24 protein-coding genes and 1 riboswitch are annotated in these 26,870 nt (G+C 73.8%); of the genes, 11 read left to right on the top strand and 13 right to left on the bottom strand.

The genetic code is table 11. From position 1 onward, the window contains the following. Positions 1–123 precede the first annotated feature (123 nt). Genes ACH4F6_RS23550 through ACH4F6_RS23540 form a run of 3 tightly spaced genes read left to right on the top strand, consistent with a single transcriptional unit; the run spans position 124 to position 3,592 of the window. Positions 124–1,932 carry a glycosyltransferase gene (locus ACH4F6_RS23550; RefSeq protein WP_397962261.1) on the top strand — a complete coding sequence of 603 codons (1,809 nt, stop codon included), beginning with the start codon at positions 124–126 and terminating at the stop codon, positions 1,930–1,932. Beyond that, positions 1,929–2,354, top strand: a complete 426-nt coding sequence (locus ACH4F6_RS23545; RefSeq protein ID WP_397962260.1) for a hypothetical protein — start codon at positions 1,929–1,931, stop codon at positions 2,352–2,354. Before ACH4F6_RS23550 ends, ACH4F6_RS23545 begins: the two co-directional genes overlap by 4 nt. Next, a complete protein-coding gene (locus ACH4F6_RS23540; RefSeq protein ID WP_397962259.1) occupies positions 2,351–3,592 on the top strand; it encodes a glycosyl hydrolase in 1,242 nt (413 codons plus the stop codon). The genes ACH4F6_RS23545 and ACH4F6_RS23540 overlap by 4 nt, the downstream gene beginning before the upstream one ends. A gap of 61 nt (positions 3,593–3,653) precedes the next feature. On the opposite strand, the gene ACH4F6_RS23535 is transcribed toward ACH4F6_RS23540, so the two are convergent. The 3 genes from ACH4F6_RS23535 to ACH4F6_RS23525 all read right to left on the bottom strand — a co-directional run bounded on the left by ACH4F6_RS23535 (position 3,654) and on the right by ACH4F6_RS23525 (position 7,327). Beyond that, positions 3,654–4,409, bottom strand: coding sequence for a polysaccharide deacetylase family protein (locus ACH4F6_RS23535; protein WP_397962258.1), 756 nt, complete (start codon positions 4,407–4,409; stop codon positions 3,654–3,656). 146 nt (positions 4,410–4,555) lie between these two features. Then, the gene (locus ACH4F6_RS23530; RefSeq protein ID WP_397962257.1) at positions 4,556–5,929 is read right to left on the bottom strand and encodes a glycosyltransferase; all 1,374 of its coding nucleotides are present in this window, start codon (positions 5,927–5,929) and stop codon (positions 4,556–4,558) included. A gap of 333 nt (positions 5,930–6,262) precedes the next feature. Further along, positions 6,263–7,327, bottom strand: a complete 1,065-nt coding sequence (locus tag ACH4F6_RS23525; RefSeq protein ID WP_397962256.1) for a GNAT family N-acetyltransferase — start codon at positions 7,325–7,327, stop codon at positions 6,263–6,265. A 277-nt stretch (positions 7,328–7,604) separates the two neighbouring features. Between ACH4F6_RS23525 and ACH4F6_RS23520 the strand changes: the two genes are divergently transcribed. After that, entirely contained in the window at positions 7,605–8,429 is an 825-nt protein-coding gene (locus tag ACH4F6_RS23520) for an HAD family hydrolase (RefSeq protein WP_397962254.1), read from the top strand. Between the two features lie 12 nt (positions 8,430–8,441). On the opposite strand, the gene ACH4F6_RS23515 is transcribed toward ACH4F6_RS23520, so the two are convergent. Further along, positions 8,442–8,918 carry a transglycosylase SLT domain-containing protein gene (locus ACH4F6_RS23515; RefSeq protein WP_397962253.1) on the bottom strand — a complete coding sequence of 159 codons (477 nt, stop codon included), beginning with the start codon at positions 8,916–8,918 and terminating at the stop codon, positions 8,442–8,444. A gap of 5 nt (positions 8,919–8,923) precedes the next feature. Further along, positions 8,924–9,107: riboswitch (cyclic di-AMP (ydaO/yuaA leader) on the bottom strand. A gap of 850 nt (positions 9,108–9,957) precedes the next feature. Here ACH4F6_RS23515 and ACH4F6_RS23510 point away from each other — a divergent pair. The 4 genes from ACH4F6_RS23510 (at position 9,958) to ACH4F6_RS23495 (ending at position 14,460) form a co-directional block, all read left to right on the top strand. Next, positions 9,958–10,968 carry a polyprenyl synthetase family protein gene (locus tag ACH4F6_RS23510; RefSeq protein WP_397962252.1) on the top strand — a complete coding sequence of 337 codons (1,011 nt, stop codon included), beginning with the start codon at positions 9,958–9,960 and terminating at the stop codon, positions 10,966–10,968. Positions 10,969–11,359: 391 nt separating this feature from the next. Continuing rightward, on the top strand, positions 11,360–12,559 hold the full coding sequence (locus ACH4F6_RS23505; protein WP_397962251.1) for an outer membrane lipoprotein carrier protein LolA: 1,200 nt from the start codon (positions 11,360–11,362) through the stop codon (positions 12,557–12,559). A 34-nt stretch (positions 12,560–12,593) separates the two neighbouring features. Then, positions 12,594–13,580, top strand: coding sequence for an ABC transporter ATP-binding protein (locus ACH4F6_RS23500; protein WP_397962400.1), 987 nt, complete (start codon positions 12,594–12,596; stop codon positions 13,578–13,580). Next, a complete protein-coding gene (locus ACH4F6_RS23495; RefSeq protein ID WP_397962249.1) occupies positions 13,567–14,460 on the top strand; it encodes an ABC transporter permease in 894 nt (297 codons plus the stop codon). The genes ACH4F6_RS23500 and ACH4F6_RS23495 overlap by 14 nt, the downstream gene beginning before the upstream one ends. Before the next feature lie 34 nt (positions 14,461–14,494). On the opposite strand, the gene ACH4F6_RS23490 is transcribed toward ACH4F6_RS23495, so the two are convergent. From ACH4F6_RS23490 to ACH4F6_RS23480, 3 genes are all read right to left on the bottom strand, one after another. Continuing rightward, positions 14,495–15,082, bottom strand: a complete 588-nt coding sequence (locus ACH4F6_RS23490) for a flavodoxin family protein (protein WP_397962248.1) — start codon at positions 15,080–15,082, stop codon at positions 14,495–14,497. 116 nt (positions 15,083–15,198) lie between these two features. Further along, positions 15,199–16,356: an amidase family protein gene (locus tag ACH4F6_RS23485; protein ID WP_397962247.1), complete on the bottom strand. Its 1,158-nt coding sequence runs from the start codon at positions 16,354–16,356 to the stop codon at positions 15,199–15,201. Between the two features lie 71 nt (positions 16,357–16,427). Next, complete coding sequence (locus ACH4F6_RS23480; RefSeq protein WP_397962246.1) at positions 16,428–17,024, bottom strand: DUF6668 family protein; 597 nt, start codon at positions 17,022–17,024, stop codon at positions 16,428–16,430. A gap of 217 nt (positions 17,025–17,241) precedes the next feature. Between ACH4F6_RS23480 and ACH4F6_RS23475 the strand changes: the two genes are divergently transcribed. Beyond that, positions 17,242–18,618, top strand: coding sequence for a tetratricopeptide repeat protein (locus ACH4F6_RS23475; protein ID WP_397962245.1), 1,377 nt, complete (start codon positions 17,242–17,244; stop codon positions 18,616–18,618). A 9-nt stretch (positions 18,619–18,627) separates the two neighbouring features. Here ACH4F6_RS23475 and ACH4F6_RS23470 read toward each other — a convergent pair whose 3' ends face one another. Together ACH4F6_RS23470 and ACH4F6_RS23465 are read right to left on the bottom strand one after the other, a co-directional pair. Then, a complete protein-coding gene (locus tag ACH4F6_RS23470) occupies positions 18,628–19,581 on the bottom strand; it encodes a M28 family metallopeptidase (protein WP_397962244.1) in 954 nt (317 codons plus the stop codon). Between the two features lie 276 nt (positions 19,582–19,857). Continuing rightward, a complete protein-coding gene (locus tag ACH4F6_RS23465) occupies positions 19,858–20,334 on the bottom strand; it encodes a VOC family protein (protein WP_397962243.1) in 477 nt (158 codons plus the stop codon). Between the two features lie 21 nt (positions 20,335–20,355). Here ACH4F6_RS23465 and ACH4F6_RS23460 point away from each other — a divergent pair, with 21 nt between their 5' ends. After that, positions 20,356–21,006 carry a CGNR zinc finger domain-containing protein gene (locus ACH4F6_RS23460; protein WP_397962242.1) on the top strand — a complete coding sequence of 217 codons (651 nt, stop codon included), beginning with the start codon at positions 20,356–20,358 and terminating at the stop codon, positions 21,004–21,006. Positions 21,007–21,179: 173 nt separating this feature from the next. Here the strand turns inward: ACH4F6_RS23460 and rarD are convergent, their stop codons facing one another. Further along, a complete protein-coding gene (gene rarD, locus ACH4F6_RS23455) occupies positions 21,180–22,175 on the bottom strand; it encodes an EamA family transporter RarD (protein ID WP_397962241.1) in 996 nt (331 codons plus the stop codon). Positions 22,176–22,329: 154 nt separating this feature from the next. Next, positions 22,330–23,184 carry an SDR family oxidoreductase gene (locus ACH4F6_RS23450; protein ID WP_397962239.1) on the bottom strand — a complete coding sequence of 285 codons (855 nt, stop codon included), beginning with the start codon at positions 23,182–23,184 and terminating at the stop codon, positions 22,330–22,332. 144 nt (positions 23,185–23,328) lie between these two features. Here ACH4F6_RS23450 and ACH4F6_RS23445 point away from each other — a divergent pair, with 144 nt between their 5' ends. Then, complete coding sequence (locus ACH4F6_RS23445) at positions 23,329–23,697, top strand: winged helix-turn-helix transcriptional regulator (RefSeq protein WP_397962399.1); 369 nt, start codon at positions 23,329–23,331, stop codon at positions 23,695–23,697. A gap of 15 nt (positions 23,698–23,712) precedes the next feature. Here the strand turns inward: ACH4F6_RS23445 and ACH4F6_RS23440 are convergent, their stop codons facing one another. Both ACH4F6_RS23440 and ACH4F6_RS23435 read right to left on the bottom strand, forming a co-directional pair. Continuing rightward, complete coding sequence (locus tag ACH4F6_RS23440) at positions 23,713–24,792, bottom strand: 2-oxoacid:ferredoxin oxidoreductase subunit beta (RefSeq protein ID WP_397962238.1); 1,080 nt, start codon at positions 24,790–24,792, stop codon at positions 23,713–23,715. Further along, positions 24,785–26,713 carry a 2-oxoacid:acceptor oxidoreductase subunit alpha gene (locus ACH4F6_RS23435; RefSeq protein WP_397962237.1) on the bottom strand — a complete coding sequence of 643 codons (1,929 nt, stop codon included), beginning with the start codon at positions 26,711–26,713 and terminating at the stop codon, positions 24,785–24,787. The genes ACH4F6_RS23440 and ACH4F6_RS23435 overlap by 8 nt, the downstream gene beginning before the upstream one ends. Positions 26,714–26,870 lie beyond the last annotated feature (157 nt).

Below are 26,870 nucleotides of genomic sequence, written 5' to 3'. Positions count from 1 at the left end.
GAGAGATCCGATCCGGAGCCCGTACCGGGCCCGGGAGCCGACGTGGCCACCGCGTCGCAGCCGGCGCCCGCCGCCGCGACCGCGACCGTCCCTCAGACGCCCGCCCCGGCAGGTGGTGAGCCCGTGAGCGATCTCTCCGACCTCCCGCCCGCACGCCCCTGGCACAGCGCGGTGCTCCATCCGGCGCCGGCGCTGCTCGTCGCCCTTGCCCTGTGGGGCTGGGCGGTGACCCACACCGACGTCTCCCGGCTGGACGACTTCGGCCTGGTCACCGCGGTGCACCCCACGTTCTGGGCGGGTCTCGCGGTGCTCACCGCCGGTTTCTGGCTCACCCTCCGGGGTCCGCGCCGCAACCCCGCCTGGGCGCCGGCGTACGTGTGCGGTCTGCTGGTGATGGAGCGCGCCACCCAGGCGGTGCTCTACCCGACGCCCCTGTACGCGTGGGCGTGGAAGCACGACGCGATCGTCGACCACCTGCTGACGGCGGGCCGGCTGCAGAGCGAGGACGTGCTCGGTGACCTGGCCGTGTACGACCAGTGGCCGGGCTTCTTCGCCGCGCAGGCCACCCTGGTCGAGCTGCTCGGCGTCGACGCCGCGCAGTTCATGGCCTGGTGGCCGCTGGTCTCCGGCCTGATGCTGCTGCTCCCGCTGCTGCTCGTCTACCGCACGTTCACCGAGGACCGGCGGCTGATCTGGACCGCGGTCTGGGTGTTCTACGTCGCCAACTGGGTGGGCCAGGACTACTTCTCCCCCCAGTCCCTGGCCTTCGCCCTGCACCTCGGCGTGCTGGCCGTCGTCCTGCGCCGCTACGGCAGGCCCGGTCACGGCAGGCCCGATGGGACGGCGGCGCGGCAGCGGCAGGCGGTGTGGACGCTGCTGCTGACCCTGCTGGTCGTGGCCGTCGTCATCTCGCACCAGCTCACCCCGGGCATGCTGATCGTCTCGCTGGCCGCCCTGTTCCTCGTCCGTCGCTACCGCGACAAGATCCCGCTGATCACGACCGCGGTGATCTTCCTGGCCTGGTGCCTGACGGCCGCGCTGCCCTTCCTCTCCGCGGCCATGCCCGAGATGGTCCGCTCGATCGGCGACGTCGGCGGCAACGTCTCCACCGGATACGGCGCCACCCCGACCGGCACCGGCGCGGTGACGACGTCCTGGGCGGCCCGGCTGCTGTCGGCCTCGGTGCTGCTGCTCGCCGTCGTGGGCGTGCTGCGCCGGCCGGTGCTGCGCCACCGCGCGCTGCCGCTGCTGCTGCTCGCCGCCGCCCCGCTGCCGATGCTCGGCGCGAGCAGCTACGGCAGCGAAATGATCTTCCGGGTGCTGATGTTCATGCTGCCCGGCGCCGCCTTCTTCGCCGCGGCGGCCCTGCTGCCCCGGGTGCGGACGCCGGCGGCGGGGGAGAAAGGCGGGCGGGCGGCACCCCGGAGCGACGGCGGGACCGGGCCCCGCCGCTCCCTGTGGCTTCCGCCGCTCGCCCTCCTCGCCGGCACCCTCGCCTTCGTGCCGAGCTACTCCGGCAAGGACCGCATCAGCTACTTCCCGCCCGCCGAGGTGGACCTCGTGCAGCAGGTGTTCGACCAGGCGCCCGACGACTCCCTCGTCGTCGCGGCCGACCGCAACTACCCGCTCGCGTTCGACCAGTACTGGAGGGTGGACCACTACTGGTTCCTCGACGACGCCCGCGAGCACGTCGACCGGATCGTGCGCGACCCGGCCGCCGTCCTCGCCCGCGACATGTCCGCCGTGGAGCCGCCCGGCCGGGCCTATCTGCTGTTCACCCGGGGCCAGTTCGCCGATGCCGAGATGAACGGGCTGCTCACCGAGGACCAGTGGGAGCGCATCGAGCAGTCGGTCGCCACGTCGCCCCTGTTCGAGAGGGTGGCCGCCAACGGCGCCGGATCGGCCTACGCGCTGAAGGAGGCGGGCCGGTGACCCCACAGGAACTCGTCGTGCGGATGCTGCCCCCGTTCGGCGGCTGGCTCGCCCTGTCCGCCCTCGCGCTGCCCGACGGCTCCCCGCTGCGCGGCACGGCGATGGTCGTCTTCCTGGCGGCCGGGCCGGGCGCTGCCCTGCTCAGAATCTGCGGGCCCGCGCTGGCCACGGCCCCCGCCACGGGGCCGGCCGAGCTCCCGGACCCGGCCTTCGAACACCACTCCGACCTGCTGGAACGCCTGATGCTGACCGTCTTCGTGAGCGTGGCCCTGGTGCTGCTCGCCGCGACGGTGTTCATCGCCACGCACGCCTTCAGCGCGCAGCGCGTCCTGCTCACGCTCACGCTGCTCACCACGGTCGCCGCGTTCTGCCCGCGGCTGCGCGCCTCCCCACCGAGGACCGGGAAGGGTTCTGCTCTGTGAGGTTGCTCCACCCTTCGGGCGACGACCGCCCCGACGACGACCGCCCCGACGACGACCGCCGCGCACACCGCCGCCGGCGCCCGCTCCGCTCCCGTGCGCCGTACCCGTTCCGGGCCCGCCGGCGGGCCGGGGGCGACCCTCCGTACCGGCCGCGGCTGCCCGACCGGCCCCGCCACGTCCTGCTCGCGGTCGCCACGGTCCTGTGCGCGGTCCTGACCGCCGTGCTGCTCCTGCGCGACGCCTCCGGCCCGCAGGACGCCGGTTCCGGCGGGGACCGGGACCTGCGGCCGCGGCCCTCGGCCCCGGGCGGCGAGTGCGTGCCGACGGCGCTCCTCGAACCGCCCTGCGGCGCCTGGTTCGGCGCCTTCGTACCGCACGGCAAGGACGACCTCGCGCGCAAGGTCCGGGCCTACGAGGACCGCATCGGCCGCAAGCTGGACATCGTGTACACCTACCACGACATGTCCCTCGTCCGGGGGGCGCGCCTGGAGGGGCAGTTGCTGACCGCGGAGGAGCAACGGGTCGCGGCCGACGAGCACCTGCTGCTGCTCTCCTGGGAGAGCAAGTGGTGGGGCGGCACAAAGGCCCAGCAGCCCACCTGGAAGCAGATCGCCGACGGCGGCCTCGACGCCTCGGTGATCGACGTCCAGGCCCGGCGCGTCAAGCAGTTCGGCAAGAAGGTCTTCCTCTCCTTCGACCTGGAGATGGACACCCGCACCCCGGCCAGCGGCACCCCGGAGGACTACGTCCGGGCCTACCGGCACCTCCACGACCGGTTCCGGCAGCTGGGCGTGACCAACGTGGTGTGGACCTGGATCACCACCGGCTACCTGGAGCACGCCGGCCTCATGAAGCGGATGTACCCCGGCGACGCCTACGTCGACTGGATCGCCTACAACCAGTACAACTACTACCGGTGCCACAAGGCGGGCTGGCTCACCTTCGCCCAGACCCAGCGGGCCACGCACGACTGGATCCGCGAGAACATCTCCGACGACAAGCCCCTGATGCTCTCCGAGTTCGGCACCGCGAACGACCCGCAGCGACCCGGGCGCCAGGCCGAGTGGTACGCGCGGGTGCCGGCGGTCCTCAAGGGCCTGACGGGGGTCAGGGCCGCGCTCCAGTGGAACTACCGCGACCCCGGTCCCCACTGCGATCTCGCGGTGGCCGACGACGAGGCGTGGGAGAGCCTGCGCGAGGCGGTCTCCGACCCCTACCTCAACCAGCCCCTCGGATAGGGGCCGGGAGGGGGCGGAGACCGCCTGCCGGGCGGGAGTCCGGCCCGCGACCGCCGAGACCTCAGCCCGCGAACACGGGCCCGCGCGCGACCGCGCGGGCCCGCCGGTACCACCGCCAGGCGACCGTCTTCGCGCCGTCCCGGTACGGCGCGACGCGCGCCCCCTCGCCGGCCAGCCAGCTCTCCACGTCGGCGACGGTGTGGCTCCGGCGCACGATGAGCCGGGCGATGCGGTACCGCTCGTCCCGGTCCGAGCTGAGCGCGTGCCGGACGGCGGTGGCCGTCTCGTAGCCGGCGGCGGCCGCCGTACGGCGCACCCGACCGCTGTTGTAGCCGTGCGGGTAGGCGAGATGGCGGATCCCGTGCCCGAGGGCGTCCTCCAGCACGGCCCGGGAGTCGCGCAGCTCGCGTGCGAGGTCCCGGGGCGGCAGGGTGTCGAGCTGGGCGTGGGTGACGGTGTGGCTGCCGACCTCCATGCCGTACCGCTCCAGCCCCGCCGCCTGCTCCAGGGTCATCATCGGGGCGGGCGGCAGCAGACTGCGCCCGCCCGGGGCGATGGCGCCGGTGGTGAGGTAGGCGGTGGCGGCCAGCCCCCGTCCGGCCAGGGCCTCGGCGGTGGGGCCGGGCAGGTCGGCGAAGCCGTCGTCGAAGGTCAGCAGCACCGGCCGGGCGGGCAGCGGCGCCCGCCCGGCGAGGTGGTCGGCGAGCGCGCTGACGGTGACGGGCGTACGGCCGCTGTCGACGACGGCGTCGAGGTGCGCCGCGAACTGCCGCGGTGTGACGGTGAACTCCGCGATCCAGCCGGGCGGGTCGTCCATCACGGCGTGGTACAGGAACACGGGGATGGCGGACCCGGCGGCGCCGGTCGTCCCGGTGGTCCCGGTCGCCCCGCTCGTCGGAGCGCCCGTCCCGCCCACCGGTCCCCCCGTCCCGCCCGTGCCCTCCCTGCCGTCCCCGGCCCCTCTCATCGCGACCCTCCGGGCACCCCGGGCTCCCCGGGCACCCCGGGCTCCCCGGGCTCCCCGGACGCCGTCGGCGCCCCGGGTCCCGCGGCTCCCCGCAGGGCGCGGCGGGCCCGCAGATAGCCGAGGGGGCCGTAGGCCATCCCCCGGCGTTGCAGCCGGGACAGCCGGCGGGGCCACGGATGGCCGCGGTCGTCGTGCCCGCCGGGCGCCCCCGCGGTGTCCGCGTCCCGGACCGCGGTCAGCGCACGCGCGTGGGCCAGGCCCCGGGGCAGCCGGGCGAGGAACGCGGGCAGCAGCCCGGGACGGTCGACCAGGATCGCGGTGAGGTAGGCGGTGAGGCCGGCGCCGTAGCCGTACGCCTGGGTCTCCAGGTCACGCCAGGTCTCCCGGTGGTGGTGCCAGACCAGGGCCTGCGGGGTGTAGTGCAGGCGGTGCCCCTGGGCGAGGACGCGGACGAAGCCGTAGAGGTCGTCGCCGCCGCGGGCGAGCGTGCCGGCGCCGGTCGCCGGGTCGAAGCCGCCGACCGCGCGCAGCACGCCGGTCCGGAAGGCCATGTTGGCGCCGGAGCCGAACCGGCCCGCCGCGAACGGGAACAGCGGCTCGTCGGCGGGCGGGTCGGCGGGGTCGTACGTCCGTGCCGTGAAGCCCTTCGCGAAGCCGCCGTGGCTCTCCAGCAGCACCTGGGCGGGCGTGCGCAGCCGAGCCGGCAGGATCAGGCCGGTGGCGCAGCCGAGGCCGGGGTCGGCGGCGAAGGGCGCGGTGAGTTCGGTGAGCCAGCGTGGGTCGGCGACCACGTCGTCGTCGGTGAAGGCGACCACCTCGCCGCGGGCGGCCGCCAGCCCCGCGTTGTGGGCGACGGCGAGACCGGGCACCGGCTCGGTCACGTACCGCACCCGCTCGGCGTACTTGCGCTCGATCAGGTCCCGGGTGGCGTCCGTCACCGGCGCGTTGTCGACGACGACGATCTCGAAGTCCGGGTGGTCCTGGTCGAGCATCGAGTCGAGCGCGTGGGCGAGCTGTCCGGACCGTTCCCGCGTGGCGATCACCACGCTGGTGCACGGCGGGGGAGACGCCTTCGCCTTCGTCTTCGCCGTCGGCTCCGGCTCCGGCTCCGGCTCCTGGACGATCCGCTTCCGGGCCTGCCCGGCGAGGACCGTCCGGGGGTCGGCGCCCTGCGGAACCCGCCCGAGCAGCGTGCCGACGGGTCGGCCGGCCCTCCTGACCAGGAGGAACACCTCGCCGTGGGTGACGGGCGGGCTGCCCGGCCCGGGTCTGAGGACGGCCTCGGCGCCGTCCAGGTCCAGCTCGGCGACCTGGACCGGACCGATGTCCAGGAACCGCCTGATCTCCTGTTCCACCCGTTCTCGAGACATGAACCCCCCTGCTCTCATGAGCCCCTCCCCTGGCACGACCACGAGCCTCCCCGAGTGAGCCGCGACCACGACCGCTCGGGCCGCGCCCACGACCGCCGGGCCACGACCACGACCGCTCGGGCCGCGCCCACGACCGCCGGGCCACGACCACGATCGCTCGGGCCGCGCCCACGACCGCCGGTCCAGGACCACGACCGCCGGGGCCGCGACCGCGCCCCGGGGAGCCGCTCCCGCGCCCCGGGGTGTTTCCGCGCCCCCCGAGCCGCGTGCGCGACCCCGGCCCGTGGGACGGGCCGCGCCCCACGAGCCGTGGTCCGCCCGCCGCGGTCCGTCTCACGCCCGGCGCAGCCGGCCCGCGTTCCTCAGCATCCGTGCGGCCGTCGCCGCGAGCCGCGGCCGGTGCCGCACGAAGTGGTGCGCGCGGCGCGAGGGCTCGCGGCTGAGCCAGGCGAGCGCCGCTCCCACGCCGGGACGCGTCCACGTCCCCTCGTAGACGGGCAGCTCGCCCGTCCTCAGCGAGTCCTTGTACTCGGCCGCGCCCCGCCCCAGGTCGAGCAGCCCGACGCCCTCGGCGGCCGACGCCTCGGCCATCCGCAGATGCAGCACCAGGCCCGGCGAGTACTTCGAGAACTCCGGGTCGTACGCCGGGAACCAGCAGGCCAGCACGGTCGCCGAGCGCAGGCCGAAGTGCGCGGCGATCGGCCGCTCACCGGCGTAGAGGACGGACAGCGTGCCGGAGCACTCCGGGGCGCGGGTCCCGGCGAGCGTGTCGACGAGCCGGGTGATCCACTCCTGGGCGAACCGGTCCCGGCGGCCGGTCCGCCGGTACTGCGCGGACTTCCACGCCATGAGCGTGCGCAGCGCGGCCGGATCCCGCTCGTCGAACACGAACCGCAACGGGCCGACCTGTCGGCCGAGCCGGCGTTCCTTGGCGAGCGTCGTCTTCAGGAACTTCGGCGACTGCGCGCGCAGGACGGACTCGTAGGTCTCGTAGCCCTTCTCCACGTCGATGACGTAGGCCGCGTACTCGGCGGCCGCGCGCGAGACGAACAGGCCCTGTTCCGCCTCCAGGTTGTCGAAGGCGAAGCTGGACAGGGAACAGGCCCGCATCAGTTCGTCCGCGTCCAGCCCGATTCCCGGTGCCAGAACGGCTCCCTGGGCGTCCGAGACGCCGTACGCGAGGGCCTGGCCCTGGCCGAGCCGGCCCCGCTCGTGGGGCAGGAAGCCGACCGGCTCGCGCCCCTCGTACACCACCGCCACCCGCGCGCGCGGCCGTACGCGGCCCACCGCGTCGGCGAACTCCGGTTCCATGAAAGGGTTGCGCGGGACCGTCGACGCCGCGCGCAGCGCCCGCCACCGCTCCCGTTCCCCCTCGCCGAGATCCTCCGGCCTCAGCACGCGAACACGTCCACTGCTCAACCTGACCCCCCGATCAAGTCCCCCCTGGACCCTTGGACGGTACCCCTCCAGGCAGTTCGGGCGGTAGGTAGCACACCATGTTGTTGCCAACCGGTGCAGAGGCCTTTAACCGGTCTGTACCCGACGTTGTGGTGGAAAGCCGTTTCAGCCGTGCGCAACCCCGCCGGTTCCCCGCTCGCGTCGTCCCTTCCGCCGGCACCGGCCGGGGCCGGACGGACGGTGAGTCGGGGGCGGACGGAATCCGTATTCTCTGATCATGGCCGCACCCTTCGCAGATGCCGCGCGCTGCGCGTACTCCCTCGTCGCCACCGACCTGGACGGAACGCTGCTGCGCGGCGACGACACGTTCTCCGACCGGTCGCTCGACGCGCTGGCGCGGGTGGCGGCCGCCGGCGCCCGCCACCTCGTGGTGACGGGACGGCCGGCCCCCCGGGTGCGGCCGCTGCTGGAGAACCTGCACAGCAGGGGGCTCGCGGTGTGCGGCCAGGGCGCGCAGTTGTACGACGCCGGCGCGGACCGTCTGCTGTGGTCGGTCACCCTGGACCGGGAGCTGGCGGAGACCGCGCTCGGCAAGATCGAGGCGGAGGTCGGTCAGGTGTACGCGGCCGTCGACCAGGACGGCGTCGACGGGCTGACGCTCATCGAGCCGGGCTACCGGATGCCGCACCCGACCCTGCCGGCCCTGCGCGTCGGCTCGCGCGACGACCTGTGGTGCGCGCCGATCAGCAAGGTGCTGCTGCGTCATCCCGCCTTGTCCGACGACGAGTTGGCGGCGACGGCCCGCTCGGTGGTCGGCTCGCTCGCGACCGTCACCATGTCGGGGCCGGGCACGGTGGAGCTGCAGCCGTGCGGCATCACCAAGGCGACGGGTCTGGCACTGGCCGCCGAGCACCTGGGGCTGCGGCCGCAGGAGACGCTCGCCTTCGGCGACATGCCCAACGACATCCCGATGTTCGACTGGGCGGCGCACGGTGTCGCGATGGCCGACGCCCACCCGGAACTCAAGGCGGTCGCCGACGAGGTGACGACGTCGAACGAGGACGACGGCGTGGCCGTCGTCCTCGAACGGCTCTTCCCCTAGGAGGGGTGCCGGTCAGTAGGCGCCGAAGACGTTGTCGATGGAGCCGTAGCGCGCGGCCGCGTAGTTGCAGGCCGCGGTGATGTTGGCGACCGGGTCGTACGGGTCGTACGAGGTGCCGGGCACGTGGTACGCGGTGAAGGTCGGGTCGATGACCTGGAGCAGGCCCTTGGAGGGGGTGCCCTTGACCGCGTTGGAGTCCCAGAGGTTGATGGCCTTCGGGTTGCCCGAGGACTCACGCATGATGTTGCGGTGGATGCCGTTGTAGGTGCCCGGGATGCCGCGCTCGGCCATGATCGCGAGCGACTCGCGGATCCAGCCGTCGAGGTTGTCGGGGTACCCGGCGATCGTGGTGCCCGACCCCGTGCCGGCGGCGGACGCGCTGCCGGCGCCGACGAGCGGGAGGGTGAACACGGCGGCGCCGGCGCAGACGGCGGCGACGGTCCGGGCGAGGCGGATGCGGGCACGGCGGGGCTGAGCGGCAGCGGACATGGCGGTCTTCCTCTCCGACGCCTGCGAGGTGAGCTGTCGGGTTCGGGCGGAAAGGTGCCCGGCCGGCCGCCGTGGGCACGGCGACGCGACTTCACCCCGAGCCGGTCCGGTACGTACGTGACGTACGGCCCGGCGGCCTACCTGGGTCCCCCGCTCCTGCCGTGCGCGAGTGTTCGTCGATGGATGGCGAAGGGCGGCGGCAGGATTCGGCGTCCGCCCGACTGGGCGGGAACGTATGCGAGAGCACATGTCCGGAACAAGTGCCTGATTCACTGATCGCCCCAATTGACCTTGGTCTGAGGGGTATGGGGTACTTGATCCTTTGCCGTCGGGAAGCATCAAGTCGCTTGCGGGGAAAGCGGAATCACGGATTCCGGGGCCGGGCGCCCTCGTGTCGCGAAGTGAGCCAACTCACGGGCGATGACAAGAGGGGTGAATCGGACAATAAACCTCAAGTCCCTTCCAATGGGGCGCAGTACGGAGGCGAAGGGGAACGCGCCGCTCCCGCGGGCCGATCGGCCGGCGCGGCCCCGGGGCGAGGGGGCGCCTCGCCCGGTGGGCGGGTGCGCGCCCGGTGCGGCCCCGGTGGGCTCCGGTCCGCCGGGGCACGCGCGTGTGAGGGGCCGGTCCGGGCCGGCCTGCCCGCCGAGGGCCGGGGAGCGCTCCCGGACCGCCGGACCGCCGGGTCGCGGGGGGCGGAGGGGCCCCTGGGGCGGCCGGTGAGGGCGTGGTCGTTTCGGGGAGGGAGCCGGGCGCCGGAGGCGGCGTCCGCCGCTGCGCGGGACATGAATCGCCGCTTCCCGGTCAGTCGATACGTGTCCGCCGGTACCGGCCGGTCAGAAACATGCCGGCCGTGATCCGGAACCGCCCGGGCTGCACCGGTGTCTCCCGCGCCTCCCGGTCGGGCGATGTGGGGGCCGAGGGCGTGGGGGCTTATCGGTGATCGAAACGTGACCGGATACGCTGAGCCGAGTGGTGGCAGCGACCTATCGACAAACCGTGTAAGCGGCAGTGGACACCAGCAGACAGGAGACCCCTCGTGACCGTCGTCGGGCCGTTCGGGCTGAGCGTGCGGGACCAGGCTCTGGAAGCCGATGTCCAGGCCGGATTGGCGGCTGTCGAGGAAGGCTTGCTCGAGGCCACCAAGAGTGAGGTCCCGTTCATCACGGAGGCCGCCCAGCACCTGGTGCGGGCGGGCGGGAAGCGGTTCCGGCCGCTGCTCGTGATGCTCGCGGCGCAGTTCGGTGATGCGTACGCGCCCGGAATCGTGCCGTCGGCGGTGGTGGTGGAGCTCACCCACCTGGCCACGCTGTACCACGACGACGTGATGGACGAGGCGGCCGTCCGGCGGGGCGTGCCGAGCGCGAACACCCGGTGGGGCAACTCGGTGGCCGTCCTGACGGGGGACTTCCTGTTCGCCCGCGCCTCGCACATCGTCGCCGACCTCGGGCCCGAGGCGGTCCGGGTGCAGGCGGAGGCGTTCGAGCGGCTGGTCACCGGCCAGATCCTGGAGACCGCGGGGCCGCAGGACGGACGGGACCCGGTCGAGCACTACCTCGACGTGCTGGGCGGGAAGACCGGGTCGCTGGTGGCGGTGTCGTGCCGCTTCGGGGCGATGATGTCGGGCGCCGACGACAAGGTCGTGGACGTGCTGACCCAGTACGGGGAGCGGCTGGGGGTCGCCTTCCAGCTCGCCGACGACGTGCTGGACATCGCGTCGGACTCGCACGAGTCGGGCAAGACGCCGGGGACGGACCTGCGGGAGGGCATCCCCACGCTGCCGGTGCTGCGGTTGCGGGAGCGGGCGGCCCGGCTGTCCCTGCCCGAGGACCTCGCGCTGTGCGAGCTGCTGGACTCCGACCTGAGCGACGACGCGCGGCACGCGGAGGCGCTGGCCGCGCTGCGGGCCCACCCGGCGCTGGAACAGGCCCGAGCGGACACCGTGCGGTACGCGAAGGAGGCGCGGGCCGCGTTGGCGCCGCTGCGGGAGTGCGGGGCGAAGTCGGCGTTGATGGAACTGTGCGATGCGGTGGTGCACCGGGCGGGGTGAGGGGTTCGCCCACCCGCCCGTCTCGGCTTCTCGAGGAGCGGCCCTCGAAAGGCCTCGGGGCTCCGCCCCGGACCCCGTGGGGACCTCGTCCCCTGCGCCCCTGACGGGACTGCGCCCCCTTCACCCTGACGGACGCCCGAGCCCTCGCCGGTCCCTCCGTGCTCGCTCCGCTCGTCCCCGGCCCCCTACGGGACGGCCCCGTCCGTCCGACGTCGTGTCATACCGCAGGCGTACGCGGAGTTGAGTCCTCGGGTTGACGCATGGGGGTGGCTGATTTGGTCAGATGGGGACAACGGAAAACACCACTCCTCACCGATTCGGGTGAGAATGGCGGCTTGAGGGGACGTTCACGACATGACCGGCCGCCGCCGACGACGGAGGTAAGGCACACATGGCACCGTACGCATCCGACGACAGCACGCACGCGGGGGAGGCCGACGGCCCGAGGGGCGGGCGGCGCAAGGTGGCGCGGTACGTGGTTCCGGTCACCGTGGCGGGTGTCGCGGCGGCGACGATCGGGCTGGTCCCGGCGCTGGCCGACTCGGGCGACCCGGACCTGCCGAAGATCAGCGCGCAGCAGCTGATCGAGAAGATCGCCGCATCGGACGTGCAGCGGCTCTCCGGCACCGTGAAGATCACCACCGATCTCGGCCTGCCCGACCTGGGCGGGCTGGAGAGCGGGCTGCTCTCCGGGGCCGCCGGGGAGGCGGGCGGCTCGTCCGCCGACCCGTCCGCCAAGCTGACCGAACTCGCCTCCGGCACGCACACCCTGCGCGTCGCCGCCGACGGCCCGGACCGGCAGAAGGTCTCCCTGATGGAGAACGCCGCCGAGTACAGCCTCATCCACAACGGCAAGGACGTGTGGGGGTACGACAGCGCCTCCAACGAGGTCTACCACTCCACGGCGGAGCAGGGCGCGAAGGACGACGCGACCCCCGTCCCCACCACGCCCCAGGAGCTCACCGAGGAAGCCCTGAAGGCGGTGGACGACACCACTTCCGTCACCGTCGACGGGACCGTCCGGGTCGCCGGCCGCGACGCCTACAAGCTGCTGGTCGAGCCCAAGCAGTCCGGTTCGACCGTCGGCGCGATCAGTGTGGCCGTGGACGCGAGGACCGGGCTGCCGCTGAAGTTCACGCTGACCCCGTCGAGCGGCGGCGCCGCCGTCGTGGACGCGGGCTTCACCCAGGTCAGCTTCGCCGGGCCGGCCGCCTCCACCTTCGACTTCACGCCCCCCAAGGGCGCGAAGGTGACCGAGGGCGACACGGCCGAGGCGCCCGAGGACCCGGGCGCGTCGCCCTACGAGGACTTCGACCGGGACTGGGCCCTGAAGACCATCGGCGAGGGCTGGACCTCCGTCGCCGCCTTCGACACCGGCGGCGAGGGCGTCCCCTCCTCCGGCGACCTCCCCGACGCGGGCGGCCTCGGCGGCTTCCTGGACTCCTTCGGCGACAAGGTCACCGGCAGGTTCGGCTCCGGCACCGTCTTCTCCACCCGCCTGGTCAACGCCCTGGTCACCGACGACGGCAAGGTCTACGTCGGCGCCGTCACCAAGGACGCCCTCGTGAAGGCGGCCGACTCGGGGCAGTAAGTACCCTGACGTGAACCGACGATCGGGGGAGCCGATGGACGACGACGCGGCGGAGGCGGCCGGGGCGGCACCGGGTGCGGACGACACGGCCGGAGCCGTCATCCGCACCCGCGCCCTCACCAAGCGCTACCGCGGCGGACAACTCGCCGTCGACGGCCTCGACCTGGCCGTCCCGGCGGGCAGCGTCTTCGGCTTCCTCGGTCCGAACGGCTCCGGCAAGACCACCACGATCCGCATGCTGATGGGCCTCATCGAGCCCACCTCCGGCACGGCGCGGGTGCTCGGACGGCCCATGCCGCACGCCTCCCGCGCCGTCCTGCCGCACGTCGGGGCCCTCATCGAGGGCCCCGCCCTCTACGGCTTCCTCTCCGGCCGCGACAACCTCCTGCGCTACGACGCCGCCGACCCGGCCGCCGACCCGCGCACCCGGCGGACCCGCGTCGCGGCGGCGCTGGAGCGGGTGGGGCTGACGGCCGCCGCGGGCAAGAAGGCGAAGGCCTACTCGCTCGGCATGAAGCAGCGGCTGGGGCTGGCGGCGGCCCTGCTCCAGCCCCGCCGCCTGCTCGTCCTCGACGAGCCGACCAACGGCCTCGACCCGCAGGGCATGCGCGAGATCCGCGTCCTCGTCCGCGAGCTCGCCGCCGACGGCACCACCGTGTTCCTCTCCTCGCACCTCCTCGACGAGATCGAGCAGGTCTGCACCCACGCGGCCGTGATGGCCCGCGGCCGCCTGCTCACCCAGGGGCCGGTGGCCGACCTGGCGGCCCGGGCGCGCGGCCGGCTCGCCGTGACCACCCCGGACCCGGCGGACGCGGCCCGGGTGCTGAAGGAGCAGGGCGTCGGCGATGTCGTCGTCTCCGAGGACCGCGTCACGGGGGAGCCCGCCGGCCGGGACCTGGCCGAGCTCAACGCGGCGCTGGTCGGCGCGGGCGTCCGCGTGCGCGGCTTCGGCATGGAACGGGCCTCCCTGGAGGACGCGTTCGTGGCACTCACGGGGGAGGGGTTCGATGTCGCGGGTTGACCTTCGGGGAGGGGGGACGGGCGCCGTCGCCAAGCCCTCGCCCCTGTGGACCCTCGGACTCTTCCGCAGCGAGTTCGTCACCACCCTCCGGCGCTGGCGGACCCTCGCCCTGCTGGGGGTGCTGGCCGCCGTGCCCGTCCTCGTCGGGATCGCCGTGAGGATCGAGACCGGTGACGGCTCGGCGGCCGGCCCGCGGGGCGGCGGCGACGGGCCGGCGTTCATGGCGCAGATCACCAACAACGGCCTGTTCCTGGTGTTCACGGCGCTGGCCGCGACGCTGCCGTTCTTCCTGCCGATGGCCGTCGGGGTCGTCGCGGGCGACGCGATCGCCGGCGAGGCGAGCACCGGCACCCTGCGCTACCTCCTGGTCGCCCCCGCCGGCCGCACCCGGCTCCTGCTCGCCAAGTACGCGACCGCGGCGGCCTTCTGCCTGCTGGCCACCCTCGTCGTCGCGGGCTCGGCGCTGGCGACCGGCGCGCTGCTGTTCCCGCTGGGCGACCTCACGACGATCTCCGGGACCCGCATCAGCTTCGCCGACGGCCTGCTCAGAGCCCTGCTGATCGCGCTCGTCGTCGCCGCGTCCCTGCTCGGGGTGGCCGCGCTCGGTCTGTTCGTCTCCACGCTCACCGGCAGCGGGATCGCGGCCATGGCGACGACCGTGGGCCTGCTCATCACCGTGCAGATCCTCGACCAGATCCCGCAACTGCACGCGATCCAGCCGTACCTGTTCTCCCACTACTGGCTGTCCTTCGCCGACCTGGTGCGCGACCCGGTCCACTGGGACGAGCTGCGGAAGAACCTCGGCCTGCAGGCCCTGTACGTGGCCGTCTTCGGCTCGGCGGCCTGGGCGCGCTTCACGGCGAAGGACATCACCGCCTAGGGCCCGTCCCGGCCGCCGCGGCCGGCGGCGCCCGTCACTCGGTCTCGTAGGGGAAGCGCGCGAGGGGTGCCTCCTGGGCGAAGAACGTCTTCGCGCGCGCCAGCGCCTCCGCGTCGGCCAGGACGTCACCGGGCTTGCTGCCGTTGCCCAGCAGCACCCCGCCGAACCGCATCCCCATGTACGCGGCCGAGTTGCGCAGCGCGCCGGCCAGCGGGTCGGCGACCACCGTCTCGGTGTGCGCGAGCGCGGCCACGCCCCACAGGGTCCGCCCCGCGAGCCTCGCCTTGAAGTCGAGGCCGGGGGTGCGCAGCCAGCCCGACCAGTGGTCCAGGTAGCGCTTGGTCTGGGCGGAGAGCGTGTACCAGTACAGCGGCGAGGCGATCACGATGTCCGTCGCCGCGAGCGTGGCGTCGAGCAGCCGGGCCGTGGCGCCCTCGGTGGGGCGGACGTGGTCGTCGTCGTGGCGCAGGTCCTCGAAGTCGGGCAGCGGGTGCTCGACGAGGCTGATCCACTCCTGCTCGACCTCGGCGGGCAGCTGTTCGGCGGCCCGGCGGGCCAGCAGCTCGGTGTTGCCCTCACTGCGGGCGCTGCCCAGCACGAACAGGAAACGGCGGGTGCTCATCGGATCCCCCAATTGGTCCGCGTACGACAATTAAGCGCTCATGCATTATATGCGCACGCAACTAGATTGGCCAGGGTGCCGCCGCGGACCCCTCGAGGGCCGTCCCGCCGTGCCGGTCACGGCCACCGCTCCCGCCACCCGCCGGGCACGAGGACCCCGTTCTCCGCCTCCGCGGCGGCCGCCACGGCCAGCAGCAGCGCCTCCCGCCCGTGGGCCGCCACCACCTGGAGCCCCGCCGGGCAGCCGTCCGGGCCGATCCCGGCGGGGATGCTGATCGCGGGGTGCCCGCTGAGGTTGAACGCCCAGGTCAGTGCGGTCGAATAGCGCTCACCGGGGCCTTCGTGGCCGTGCGGGGGATGAGGGGTCGTGGGGGTGAGCAGCAGGTCGGCCCGTGCGAAGAGGGCGGCCAGCCGCCGGTCGTTGACGCCCCGGACGGCCGCGGCGGAGCCGGCCCCGGGAGCCGGGCCGGGGCGGGCGCCCGGGGTGCGCAGGGCCAGCCAGGCGGGTGCCGGGTCCTCCAGCCGGAGCGGGACCTCGGCCGGGCGCGGGAGCCGTACCGCGCCGGCGTCCGCCAGGCGGGCGGCCGCGGCGCGGGCCAGGGCCAGCGGCTCCGGGTCGGGTTCGGCGAAGCCGAGGCCGGGGGAGAAGACGGCGGTGGGCGGGCCGGACGCGTCGGGCGGGGGCAGGGCGGACGCCCGCGCCGCCACCCGCCAGTACGCCGCCGCGTCCGCCGCGTACCGCGCCAGCACGCCCGGCGTCGCCAGCCCCGTACGGTCGGCCGACGGGAGCAGCCCCCGGGTGACCTTCAGACCGAGGACGCCGCACCAGGCCGCCGGGATCCGCACCGAGCCCGCCCCGTCGCTGCCGGTGGCGAGCGGGACCAGGCCGGCCGCGACCGCCGCCGCGGAACCGGCCGAGGAGCCGCCCGGCGTACGGTCGGCCCGCCAGGGGTTGACGGTACGGCCGTGGGCGCCGAGTCCCCACGTCTGCCAGGGAGTTCCGCTTCCCGGCACGGCGGTCGCCCCCACGGGCACGCATCCGGCGTCGAGCAGCGGTCCCGCCGCCCGCAGTCCGCGCCGCCCCTTGACCCCGAGGGGCACCCCGGCCAGCGGCAGCCGCTCGCCCGCGGCGACCCGCCCGTCGACCTCGGCCGCCGTCGCGGTCGCCGTCTCCTCCCACACCTCGGCGAACGCGCACAGCGCCGGGTCGGCCCGCCGGATCCGTTCCAGCGCCCCCGCGACCACGTCGACGGCCCGCAGCCGCCCCTCCCGCACGGCGGCGGCGATCCCGACGGCGGAGGGCGGGGGCTGCGCCGTCGCGGGACCGGCGGGCGACGTCCGTGGGCTCAGCGCGCCCGCCGGACGGCCGCGCCCGTGAGGCGGGACAGCGGCTCCGTCTCGCGCGGCGGTTCCCCGGAGAGGTCGCCGAGGCGCCAGGACGGGACCCAGGGGACGCGGTACACGTCGATGACCGACTCGATCAGCCGTATCCGCTGGACGAGCGGGCGGGGCAGGCGGCCCGGGGCGTCCGCGACCAGCACGACGCCGTCCAGGTCGAGGCCGGGCGGGGCCTGCCCGCGGCGGAAGGCCTCCAGGGCGCGCAGCGCCGACTCCAGTCCGTTCGCGTGCGTCCGGGCGACCAGCAGGACGGACGAGGGGCCGTCCGGGCCGGGCCAGTCCCGCCCGCAGTCGTGGCCGCCGTAGACGGCGGCGAGCGTGGAGGTGCCGGCCCCGCCGTGGGTGGCGAGCCAGGAGAAGCGCCGGTGAGCGGCGGCCGCGGACCCGTACGGTCCGGGCGCCGGCTCCGGTGCGGCCACCGGCCCGCGGATCCAGATCTCCGGTCCCGGCCGCGCGTCCGCCGGCCTGCCGTCCGCGGTCCGTTCGCGCACCGGCCGCCCGTCCGCCGGCCATCCGTCCGCCGGCCGCCCGTCCGTCGTCCGCATGATCCGTGGCCCTCCTCGTCCGCGTCCCCGTCGCCGTCGCCGTTCCCCGGCCGTCTTCCGTACCGCGGGACGGTCGCCCCTTGGAACGAGGCTGTGACGTCGCGGTGACGCACGGGCGGGGCGCGAGCGGCGAGACTCAACAGTACGTGTACGTGTGGGTGCACGGGTTATGAGCACGGGGTACGTGCACGGAAGACGTGTCCGAGTGAGGGAACCGATGTCGCGACTCAGCCGCGAGAAGAAGCGGGAACAGCAGCACGCCATGAGGCCGGCCGCCGCGGTGACGCCGCTCGACGTGCACGTCGCCGGTGGCGGGCCCGCGACGATCGGCGGCGTCCCCGTCGTCGCGGCCGACGGACAGGAGATCCAGCAAGCCGTCCTGGGGCACCTCCACCGCGTCGCCCTCGCCACCGGGCACGCGGTCGTCGCCACCGTCCACGACGAGCGCATCGGGTACGTGGTTCCGCTGCGCGTCGAGACGGACGGTTCCAGCCATTTCGCGGGGGAGCCGCTGCGGGTGGCTCCGCCGAGGGGCTCGCAGGAGCCGGCCCCGGCCCCTTCCCCGGCCCCTCTTTCCACCCCTCCCTCCGCCCCTCCTGCCGTGGAACCGTCCACCGCGGATCCGTCCACCGCGGACCCGTCCGTCGTGGACCCGTCCGCCGTGGCTCCGTTCACCGCGGACCCGCCCGCCGAGCACCCCCGGCGGGACAAGGCCACGCACCTGCTGCGGGCCGTGCCCGAGCCGGTGAAGGAGACGGCTCCCACCTTCCCGCTGCGCGCGGTCCCGGAGCCGCGGCCGCAGGACGAGGTCCCCGCCCCCGGCACGGTCACCGCCCCGACGGGCGTCTTCGGGCCGCCGCCCACGATGGACACCCCGCCGTCCCCGGAACCCGGCCGCACCGCCCCGGACGCCGAGTCCGCCCCCGTCCCCGCTCCTGCCCCCGTCGCCCCGGCCCCGGCGCCCGCGACGACCCCGGTTCCGGCCCCGGCTCCCGAAGCCGGCCCGCACCTCGGCGCCGACCCCGATCCCGACCCCAAGCCGACCCCCGCCCGCGGCTTCGACGCCGTCGCGGAGGCCGTGCTCGGGGACGACCCGCGCACGCTTCCGGGGGAGGACGGCGCGCCCGCCCTCCTCGGCGAGCCGATGGCGCAGATCAACGAGGCCGTGCGGTCGGGCCGGATAGACACGGCGGCCGCTCTCGCGGAGCGGACGGTCGCGGAGGCCTCGGGGACGTTGGGGCCGGAGCACCCCGAGGTGCTCCGGCTCCGTGAACTCACCGCCTACATCGCCTACTTGGCCGGTGATCCGCTCCGTTCCTTCCACCTCTCCCTGGATCTGGCGCGGATCCGCCGCCGCGCCCGCGACGCGGAGGCCGCGTACGGCAACGTGCAGAGCGCGGCGGCGGCCTGGCGGGCCGTGCGCGACCCCCTGCAGGGCCTCAACCTCGGGACCGAACTCCTCGCCCTGTGGTCGGATCTGACCACCGAGGAGGGGCCGGCCGCCGAGGACGTGGAGCAGTTGGAGTCGGCGCGCGCCCGGATGACCCGGCTGACCGAGCGCGCCCGCACCTCCGGCGCCCTGCGGCAGGGCTGAGTCACCGGCCTACGACGACAGCGTCCACACCGCGTGGGCGAGCGCGTCCGCGTTGCGGTTCAGGGCCGTGTCGTTGACGTTGGCCGTGGTGTCGCAGGAGGAGTGGTAGCAGCGGTCGAAGGCCTGCCCGGACGTGCCGCCCCACTTGGCCGCCTGGGCCGCGGTCTTGGTGCGGCCGGCCCCGGTGAACAGGCCGCCGACCGGGACGCCCGCGCTCTTGAAGGGAGCGTGGTCGGAGCGGCCGTCGCCCTCGGTCTCGATCTCGGTCGGGACGCCGATGCCGGTGAAGTAGTCCTTGAAGGTCTTCTCGATGGCCGGGTCGTCGTCGTACACGAAGTAGCCGGGGTTCGGCGAGCCGATCATGTCGAAGTTGAGGTAGCCGCTGATCTTGGCGCGGTTGGCGGCGGACAGGCTGTTGACGTAGTACCGCGAACCGACCAGGCCCAGTTCCTCCGCGCCCCACCACGCGAACCGCAGGTGCTTGGTGGGCTGGTAGCCGGTGCGGGCCACGGCCAGCGCGGTCTCCAGGACGGCCGCCGAGCCGGTGCCGTTGTCGTTGATGCCGGCGCCGGAGGTGACGCTGTCCAGGTGTGAGCCGGCCATGACAACCTGGTTGGCGTCGCCGCCGGGCCAGTCGGCGATCAGGTTGTAGCCGACGCGGCTGGAGGCGGTGAACTGCTGGACGGTGGTGGTGAACCCGGCGGCGTCCAGCTTGGCCTTCACGTAGTCGAGGGAGGCCTTGTAGCCGGTGCGGCCGTGGGCGCGGTTGCCGCCGTTGGCGGTGGCGATGGACTGCAGCTGGGTGAGGTGCGCCTTGACGTTGGCCACCGGGATGTCGGGAGCGGCGGCGATCGCGACGGGCTCGGGGGCGGGCGCCGCGCCGGCTGTGGATCCGGTGGTGAGCAGCGTGGCGGCGGCGGCGACGGCGGCCGCCGTCGCCCGCCCGGAGACGGAGAGCTTCATGGTGGGGGGCTCCGGAGTCCAGAGGGCCCCTGACGGGATGGCCGCAGGGAACCCACGGTGAATGGGGTGCCTGGATGGTGAAGCTGTGGCCAACTCTCCGTCAAGGGCGCTATCTGGACAAGGAGTTCGGATAACGGAACCCGTCCGACCGCTTGATCCGCCGCTCCGGCGAACGCCGTTGGGCACGCGAGGTCCGGCGCGGGCCGTTCGGCGCGGGCCGCCGGGTGGACGGCGCCCGGCGGTCCGCGCCGGGGCGGGCCGCTCGGCGGATGCCGCTCAGTGCACGCAGAACTCGTTCCCCTCCGGGTCCGCCATCAGCACCCACTCCCCGGACGGCTCCTTCACCTCCCGCACCACACTCGCCCCCAGTGCCGTCAGCCGCTCGACCTCGCCGGCGCGCCGTCCCTGTCCCGGATGCAGGTCGAGGTGGAGCCGGTTCTTGACCGTCTTCGCCTCCGGCACGCGCTGGAACAGCAGCCGCCGCCCCAGCCCGGTCCCGCTGTCCGCGTCGTACGGGTCCCCGGGGTGCCGTACGGCGATGAGGTCCCGGAAGGCGGGCCGGCCGTGGTGCTCCACCGTCGCCGCGCCCGGCAGCGCGCCGAGCTCCAGCAGTCGCTCGACGAGCGCGCTGTTGTCCTCGACCTCGTAGTGCAGCGCGGCGGCCCAGAAGTCGGCCTGGGTGTGCGGGTCGGTGCTGTCGACCACGAGCTTCCAGTGCACGGGCGTCGGCGCCTCGGTTGTGTGCTGCGTCATGTAACCACTTATATTGGTTACATGAACGGGCGCGCAACGGAAACGCCGGAACAGTCACCCGGCCTGACCCTGATGTCCCACGACGGCAAGCCCTACCGGTTCGATCCGGGCGCCCTCTGCCTGGAACTGCTGACGACCGGCGGGCCGGGCCCGTTCGCCCGCTACGAGGTGCTGCGCGAGCCCGCCGACCTGGCCGCCTGGGCCGCCCGCAGCCGTCTGCCGAACGGGCTGGACCTCACGGTCTCGGCGGAGGAACTGCGGCACGCCCGGGCCTTCCGCGATGCCCTCTTCCTGCTCACCGCGGACCGCGCCCACGGTCGCGCGCTCGGACGGCGCCACGTCGACGTGGTCAACGCGGCCGCCGCACGGCCCCCGCTGGTCTCCCGCCTGACCGCGGACGGCACGCACGGCTGGGCTCCGGGCGCGACCGGGACCGGCCTGCTGTCGACCGTGGCCCGCGACGCGGTCGACCTCTTCACCGGCCCGTACGCCCACCGCGTCCGCGAGTGCGGAGCCCACGACTGCTACCTGCTCTTCGTCGACACCTCCCGTCCCGGCCGCCGCCGCTGGTGCGCGATGGAGCACTGCGGCAACCGCGAGAAGGTGCGGGCGCACCGGGCCCGGGCGGGCGGATCGACGGCCCCGGACGCGGGCCGGCCCGAGCGGGGGTGACCGACTGCGGCGGCGGCGATCCCCCGGGCGGGACGGCATCCCGCCGCCCGGCGCGTACGGCACGGTGCGGCGGCGCGCGTGCGCGGGCGGCGCGCTCTGCCCGCGGGACTCCGGACGGGACACCGGTGGACCGCCGACGGGACGCCGCGGTCTCCGGGCGGGACGCCGGTGCTCTACGCCTGCGTGTCCATGGTCTCCGGCGCCGGTACGGCCGCCGGCCTGCGCGGGGTTCCGGTGGTGCGCCGGGCCCGGTCCGTGGAGCGGGCGAGGGTCGTCCGCGCGCGCCGCGCCGTGCGCAGGGCGTCGCCCGTGAGCAGCGTCAGCGCCAGCCACACCAGCGCGAAGCCCGCCCACCGCTCCGGGGGCATGGCCTCGTGGAAGTAGAGGACGCCGAGCAGGAACTGGAAGACCGGGGCGAGGTACTGGAGCAGGCCCAGGGTGGACAGCGGCACGCGGATGGCGGCGGCGCCGAAGCAGACGAGGGGGAGCGCGGTGACGATGCCGGTGGACGCGAGCAGGGCGGCGTGCCCGGCGCCCTCGGTGGTGAAGGTCGAGCCGCCGGTGGCGGACAGCCACAGCAGGTAGCCGAGCGCGGGCACGAACTGGACCGCGGCCTCGGCGGCCAGCGACTCGACCCCGCCGAGGTTGACCTTCTTCTTCACCAGCCCGTAGGTGGCGAAGGAGAACGCGAGGATCAGCGAGATCCACGGCGGACGGCCGTAGGCGAGGGTGAGGGTCAGCACGGCGGCCACGGCGACGCCGACCGCCGCCCACTGCACGCGCCGCAGCCGCTCCTTGAGGATCAGCACGCCCATGGCGATGGTGACCAGCGGGTTGATGAAGTACCCGAGGGACGCCTCGACCACGTGCCCGCTGTTCACGGCCCAGATGTAGACGCCCCAGTTGACGGTGATGACGGCCGCGGCGACCGTGACCAGCGCCAGCCGGCGGGGCTGCCGCAGCAGCTCGCCCGCCCACGCCCAGCGCCGCACGAAGACCAGCGCGACGGCGACGAAGACGAGGGACCACACCATGCGGTGGGCGAGGATCTCCGTCGCCCCGGCCGGCTTGAGCAGGGGCCAGAACAGCGGCACCAGCCCCCACATCCCGTACGCCGCGAAGCCGTTCAGCAGGCCTGTCCGGCTCTCACCCTTGGACGTCCCGGCCACGGGTCCCTCCTTCTCGCGTTCCTGCGCGCGGGCGGCTCGCTGCGCGCACGCGTCCACGAAGGTAACGCCGAGCACCCCCGCCTGTCATGCCCGTATCGCCATACGGTCATGACAGGCGGGGGTGGGGCCGCCCGGCGGCCTCCCGCGGGAGGGGTCAGCCCTTGAGCGCCGCCGTGATCGCCTCGGAGAGCGGCGTGGTCGGACGGCCGGCCAGACGGGACAGATCGCCGGTGGAGACGACCAGCTCGCCCTTCTCGATCGACGCGTCCACGTCCGCCAGGATCGCGGCGAGCGGGCCGGGGAGCCCGGCGCCGGCCAGGATGCCGGCGTAGGCCTCGGTGGAGACGGTGCGGTAGGTGATCTCCTTGCCGGTCTGCCTGCTCAGCTCGGCCGCGTACTCGTCGAAGCTCCACGCCTCGTCGCCGCCCAGCTCGTACGTCTTGTTCTCGTGGCCCTCGCCGGTGAGGACGGCGACCGCGGCGGCCGCGTAGTCCGCGCGGGAGGCGGAGGAGATCCGGCCGGCGCCGGCGGCCTGCACGACGGCGCCGTGCTCGAGCACCGGGGCGAGCTGCTCGGTGTAGTTCTCGTGGTACCAGCCGTTGCGCAGCAGCGTGTACGGCAGGCCGGAGGCGAGCAGCGCCCGCTCGGTGGCGCGGTGGTCGTCGGCCAGCGCTGCGGTGAGGCTGCCCGGGGCGCTGGTGTACGCGAGCAGCGCGACACCGGCCGCCTTCGCGGCGTCGATGACGACCTGGTGCTGCTGCGGGCGGCCCTTGTCGAACTCGTTGCCCGAGATCAGCAGCACCTTGTCGCCGGCGGCGAACAGGCCGTCGAAGGTGGCGGGCGCGTTGTAGTCGGCGATCGCGAGCTTCACTCCGCGGGCCGCGAGGTCGGCGGCCCTGGCCTCGTCGCGGACGACGGCGGTGATCCGGTCCGCCGGGACCTTCTCCAGCAACTGCTGCACGACGTGGCGGCCGAGGTGTCCGGTGGCTCCGGTGACGACGATGCTCATGGCTCAGGAACTCCTAGGGGGGTGTGCGGAACTGCCACTAACCCTAGGGTGTGCGCTAACTCAACGAAAGTACCCACTTTGAAGTAAGGTACTGGCGTGTCAGTAAGTGACCCACGGGCCGCGCGGCGCCCCGCCGACGAGACGATGTGCCCCCACCGCCTGGTGCTCGAGCACGTCACCAGCCGCTGGGGCGTTCTGGTGCTGATCGAGCTGCTGGAACGCCCCCACCGCTTCAGCGAGCTGCGCCGTGCGGTCAGCGGCTGGGGCGGCAGGGTCGTCAGTGAGAAGATGCTCACCCAGACCCTCCAGACCCTGGAGCGGGACGGGCTGGTCCACCGGGACGCCAAGCCCGTCATCCCGCCGCGCGTCGACTACTCGCTCACCGGTCTGGGCCGCGAGGCCGCCGTGCAGGTCAAGGCGCTGGCGGCCTGGACGGCGGAGCGCATGGCCGACGTCGAGGAGGCCCGCCGGACGTACGACGAGGCCCGGGAGCAGGGCGCCCGGGCCTCGTAGCGGAACACGGCGGACTCAGCCGACGACCGTCCAGGTGTCCCCGCCGGCCAGCAGCGCCGCCAGGTCGCCCTTGCCGTGCTGTTCGATCGCGGTGTCGAGCTGCTCGGCCATCTGCGTGTCGTACACGGGCCGCTCGACCGCGCGGAAGACGCCGATCGGGGTGTTGTGCAGGGTGTCCGGGTCGGCGAGCCGGGACAGGGCGAAGGCGGTGGTCGGGGACGCGGAGCGCGCGTCGTGGACGAGGACCTCGGACGCGTTCTCCGGGGTGACGGCGACGACCCTCAGGTCGCCGGTGGCCCGGTCGCGCACGACTCCCTTCCCGAGGTCGCTGCCGAAGCGGATCGGCTTGCCGTGCTCGAGGCGGATCACCGCTTCCTCGGCGGACTGCTTGTCCTTCAGCGCCTCGAACGCGCCGTCGTTGAAGATGTTGCAGTTCTGGTAGATCTCGACGAGCGCGGTGCCGGGGTGGGCGGCGGCCTGGCGCAGGACGTCGGTGAGGTGCTTGCGGTCGGAGTCGATGGTCCGCGCCACGAAGGAGGCCTCGGCGCCGATGGCCAGGGAGACCGGGTTGAAGGGGGCGTCGAGCGAGCCCATCGGGGTGGACTTGGTGATCTTGCCGACTTCGGAGGTGGGGCTGTACTGCCCCTTGGTGAGGCCGTAGATCCGGTTGTTGAAGAGCAGGATCTTGAGGTTGACGTTGCGGCGCAGGGCGTGGATGAGGTGGTTGCCGCCGATGGACAGGGCGTCGCCGTCGCCGGTGACCACCCACACGCTCAGGTCCCTCCGGGAGGCCGCCAGTCCGGTCGCGATGGCGGGCGCGCGGCCGTGGATGGAGTGCATGCCGTAGGTGTTCATGTAGTACGGGAAGCGCGAGGAGCAGCCGATGCCGGAGACGAAGACGATGTTCTCCCGGGCCAGGCCGAGCTCGGGCATGAAGCCCTGGACGGCGGCGAGGATCGCGTAGTCACCGCAGCCGGGGCACCAGCGCACTTCCTGATCGGACTTGAAGTCCTTCATGGACTGCCTGGCCTCGGCCTTGGGGACGAGCGAGAGCGCCTCGACCGTGCCCCTGCCTTCCGTGGTCGTCTCAGCCATCGATGGCCTCCTTGAGCGCCGCGGCGAGCTGTTCCGCCTTGAACGGCATGCCGTTGACCTGGTTGTACGAGTGGGCGTCGACCAGATACCTCGCCCGGATCAGGGTGGCGAGCTGGCCCAGGTTCATCTCGGGGATCACGACCTTGTCGTACGCCTTCAGCACCGCGCCCAGGTTCTTCGGGAACGGGTTGAGGTGCCGCAGATGGGCCTGCGCGACGGACTCCCCGGCCGCCCGCAGCCGCCGTACGGCCGCGGTGATCGGACCGTAGGTCGAGCCCCAGCCCAGCACGAGCGTTCTCGCCCCGTGCGGGTCGTCGACCTCGACGTCCGGGACCTCGATGCCGTCGACCTTGGCCTGGCGGGTGCGGACCATGAAGTCGTGGTTGGCGGGGTCGTAGGAGATGTTGCCCGTGCCGTCCTGCTTCTCGATGCCGCCGATGCGGTGCTCCAGCCCGGGGGTGCCCGGGACCGCCCAGGGCCGCGCGAGGGTCTGCGGGTCGCGCTTGTACGGCCAGAAGGCCGCGGTGCCGTCCTCCAGGGTGTGGTTGGGGCCCTGCGCGAACTGCACCGTCAGGTCGGGGAGCTCGTCCGGCTCCGGGATCCGCCAGGGCTCGGAGCCGTTGGCGAGGTAGCCGTCCGACAGCAGCATCACCGGGGTGCGGTAGGCGAGCGCGATCCGGGCGGCCTCCAGGGCCGCGTCGAAGCAGTCGGCCGGGGTGCACGGGGCGATCACCGGGACCGGGGCCTCGCCGTTGCGGCCGTACATCGCCTGCAGGAGGTCCGCCTGCTCGGTCTTCGTCGGCAGACCCGTCGACGGACCGCCGCGCTGGATGTCCACGACCAGCAGCGGCAGCTCCAGGGACACGGCGAGCCCGATCGTCTCGGACTTCAGGGCCACACCGGGGCCGCTCGTCGTGGTCACCGCGAGCGAACCGCCGAAGGCCGCCCCCAGTGCCGCGCCGATGCCGGCGATCTCGTCCTCGGCCTGGAAGGTCCGCACGCCGAAGTTCTTGTGCCGGCTCAGCTCGTGCAGGATGTCCGAGGCCGGCGTGATCGGGTACGAGCCGAGGAACAGCGGCAGATCCGCCTGGCGGGAGGCGGCGATCAGGCCGTAGGCGAGGGCGAGGTTCCCGGAGATGTTCCGGTAGGTGCCCACGGGGAACGCCTTCACCGCCGGAGCCACCTCGTACGAGACCGCGAAGTCCTCGGTGGTCTCGCCGAAGTTCCAACCGGCGCGGAAGGCCGCGATGTTGGCGGCCGCGATGTCCGGCTTCTTCGCGAACTTCGACCGCAGGAACTTCTCGGTGCCCTCCGTCGGCCGGTGGTACATCCATGACAAGAGGCCGAGCGCGAACATGTTCTTGCTGCGCTCGGCCTCCTTGCGAGTGAGGTCGAAGTCCTTCAGGGCCTCGACGGTCAGTGTCGTCAGCGGCACCGGGTGGAGCTGGTAGCCGTCGAGTGATCCGTCCTCCAGCGGTGAGCTGTCGTAGCCCACCTTCTGCATCGCCCGTTTGGTGAACTCGTCCGTGTTGACGATGATCTCGGCGCCGCGCGGCACGTCGCCGATGTTGGCCTTCAGCGCGGCCGGGTTCATCGCCACCAGCACGTTCGGAGCGTCGCCCGGGGTGAGGATGTCGTGGTCGGCGAAGTGCAGCTGGAACGAGGAGACGCCGGGCAGGGTGCCGGCGGGCGCGCGGATCTCGGCGGGGAAGTTCGGCAGGGTCGAGAGGTCGTTGCCGAACGACGCCGTCTCGGAGGTGAAGCGGTCACCGGTGAGCTGCATGCCGTCACCCGAGTCCCCCGCGAAACGAATGATCACCCGGTCGAGGCGGCGCACGTCCTTCGTTCCGCCCGGTTTGCGCTGCTCTCCCACGACGGCTTCGTCGGCCTGTCCCGCTGGGCTGCTGACCTGACTGGTCACTGAACTGGACCTCCCTCGAGGTGGCTGTCCTGGGTGGCCTTCCCGAAGGCCCTCCTGGATCAACCCTACGTCGGTAAGGATCGCCTTCCCTCGGCCGTTCGCATGACGGTCACTGCTCTGAGACGGCCCGGCGCCCTGGCTTGACATGATTTCCCGC

The organism is Streptomyces sp. NPDC017936 (genome assembly GCF_044328485.1).
Taxonomy (GTDB): Bacteria; Actinomycetota; Actinomycetes; order Streptomycetales; family Streptomycetaceae; genus Streptomyces.
The sequence above is the reverse complement of the archived record's forward strand: the minus strand, read 5'-3'. Positions and strand labels throughout refer to the sequence as shown.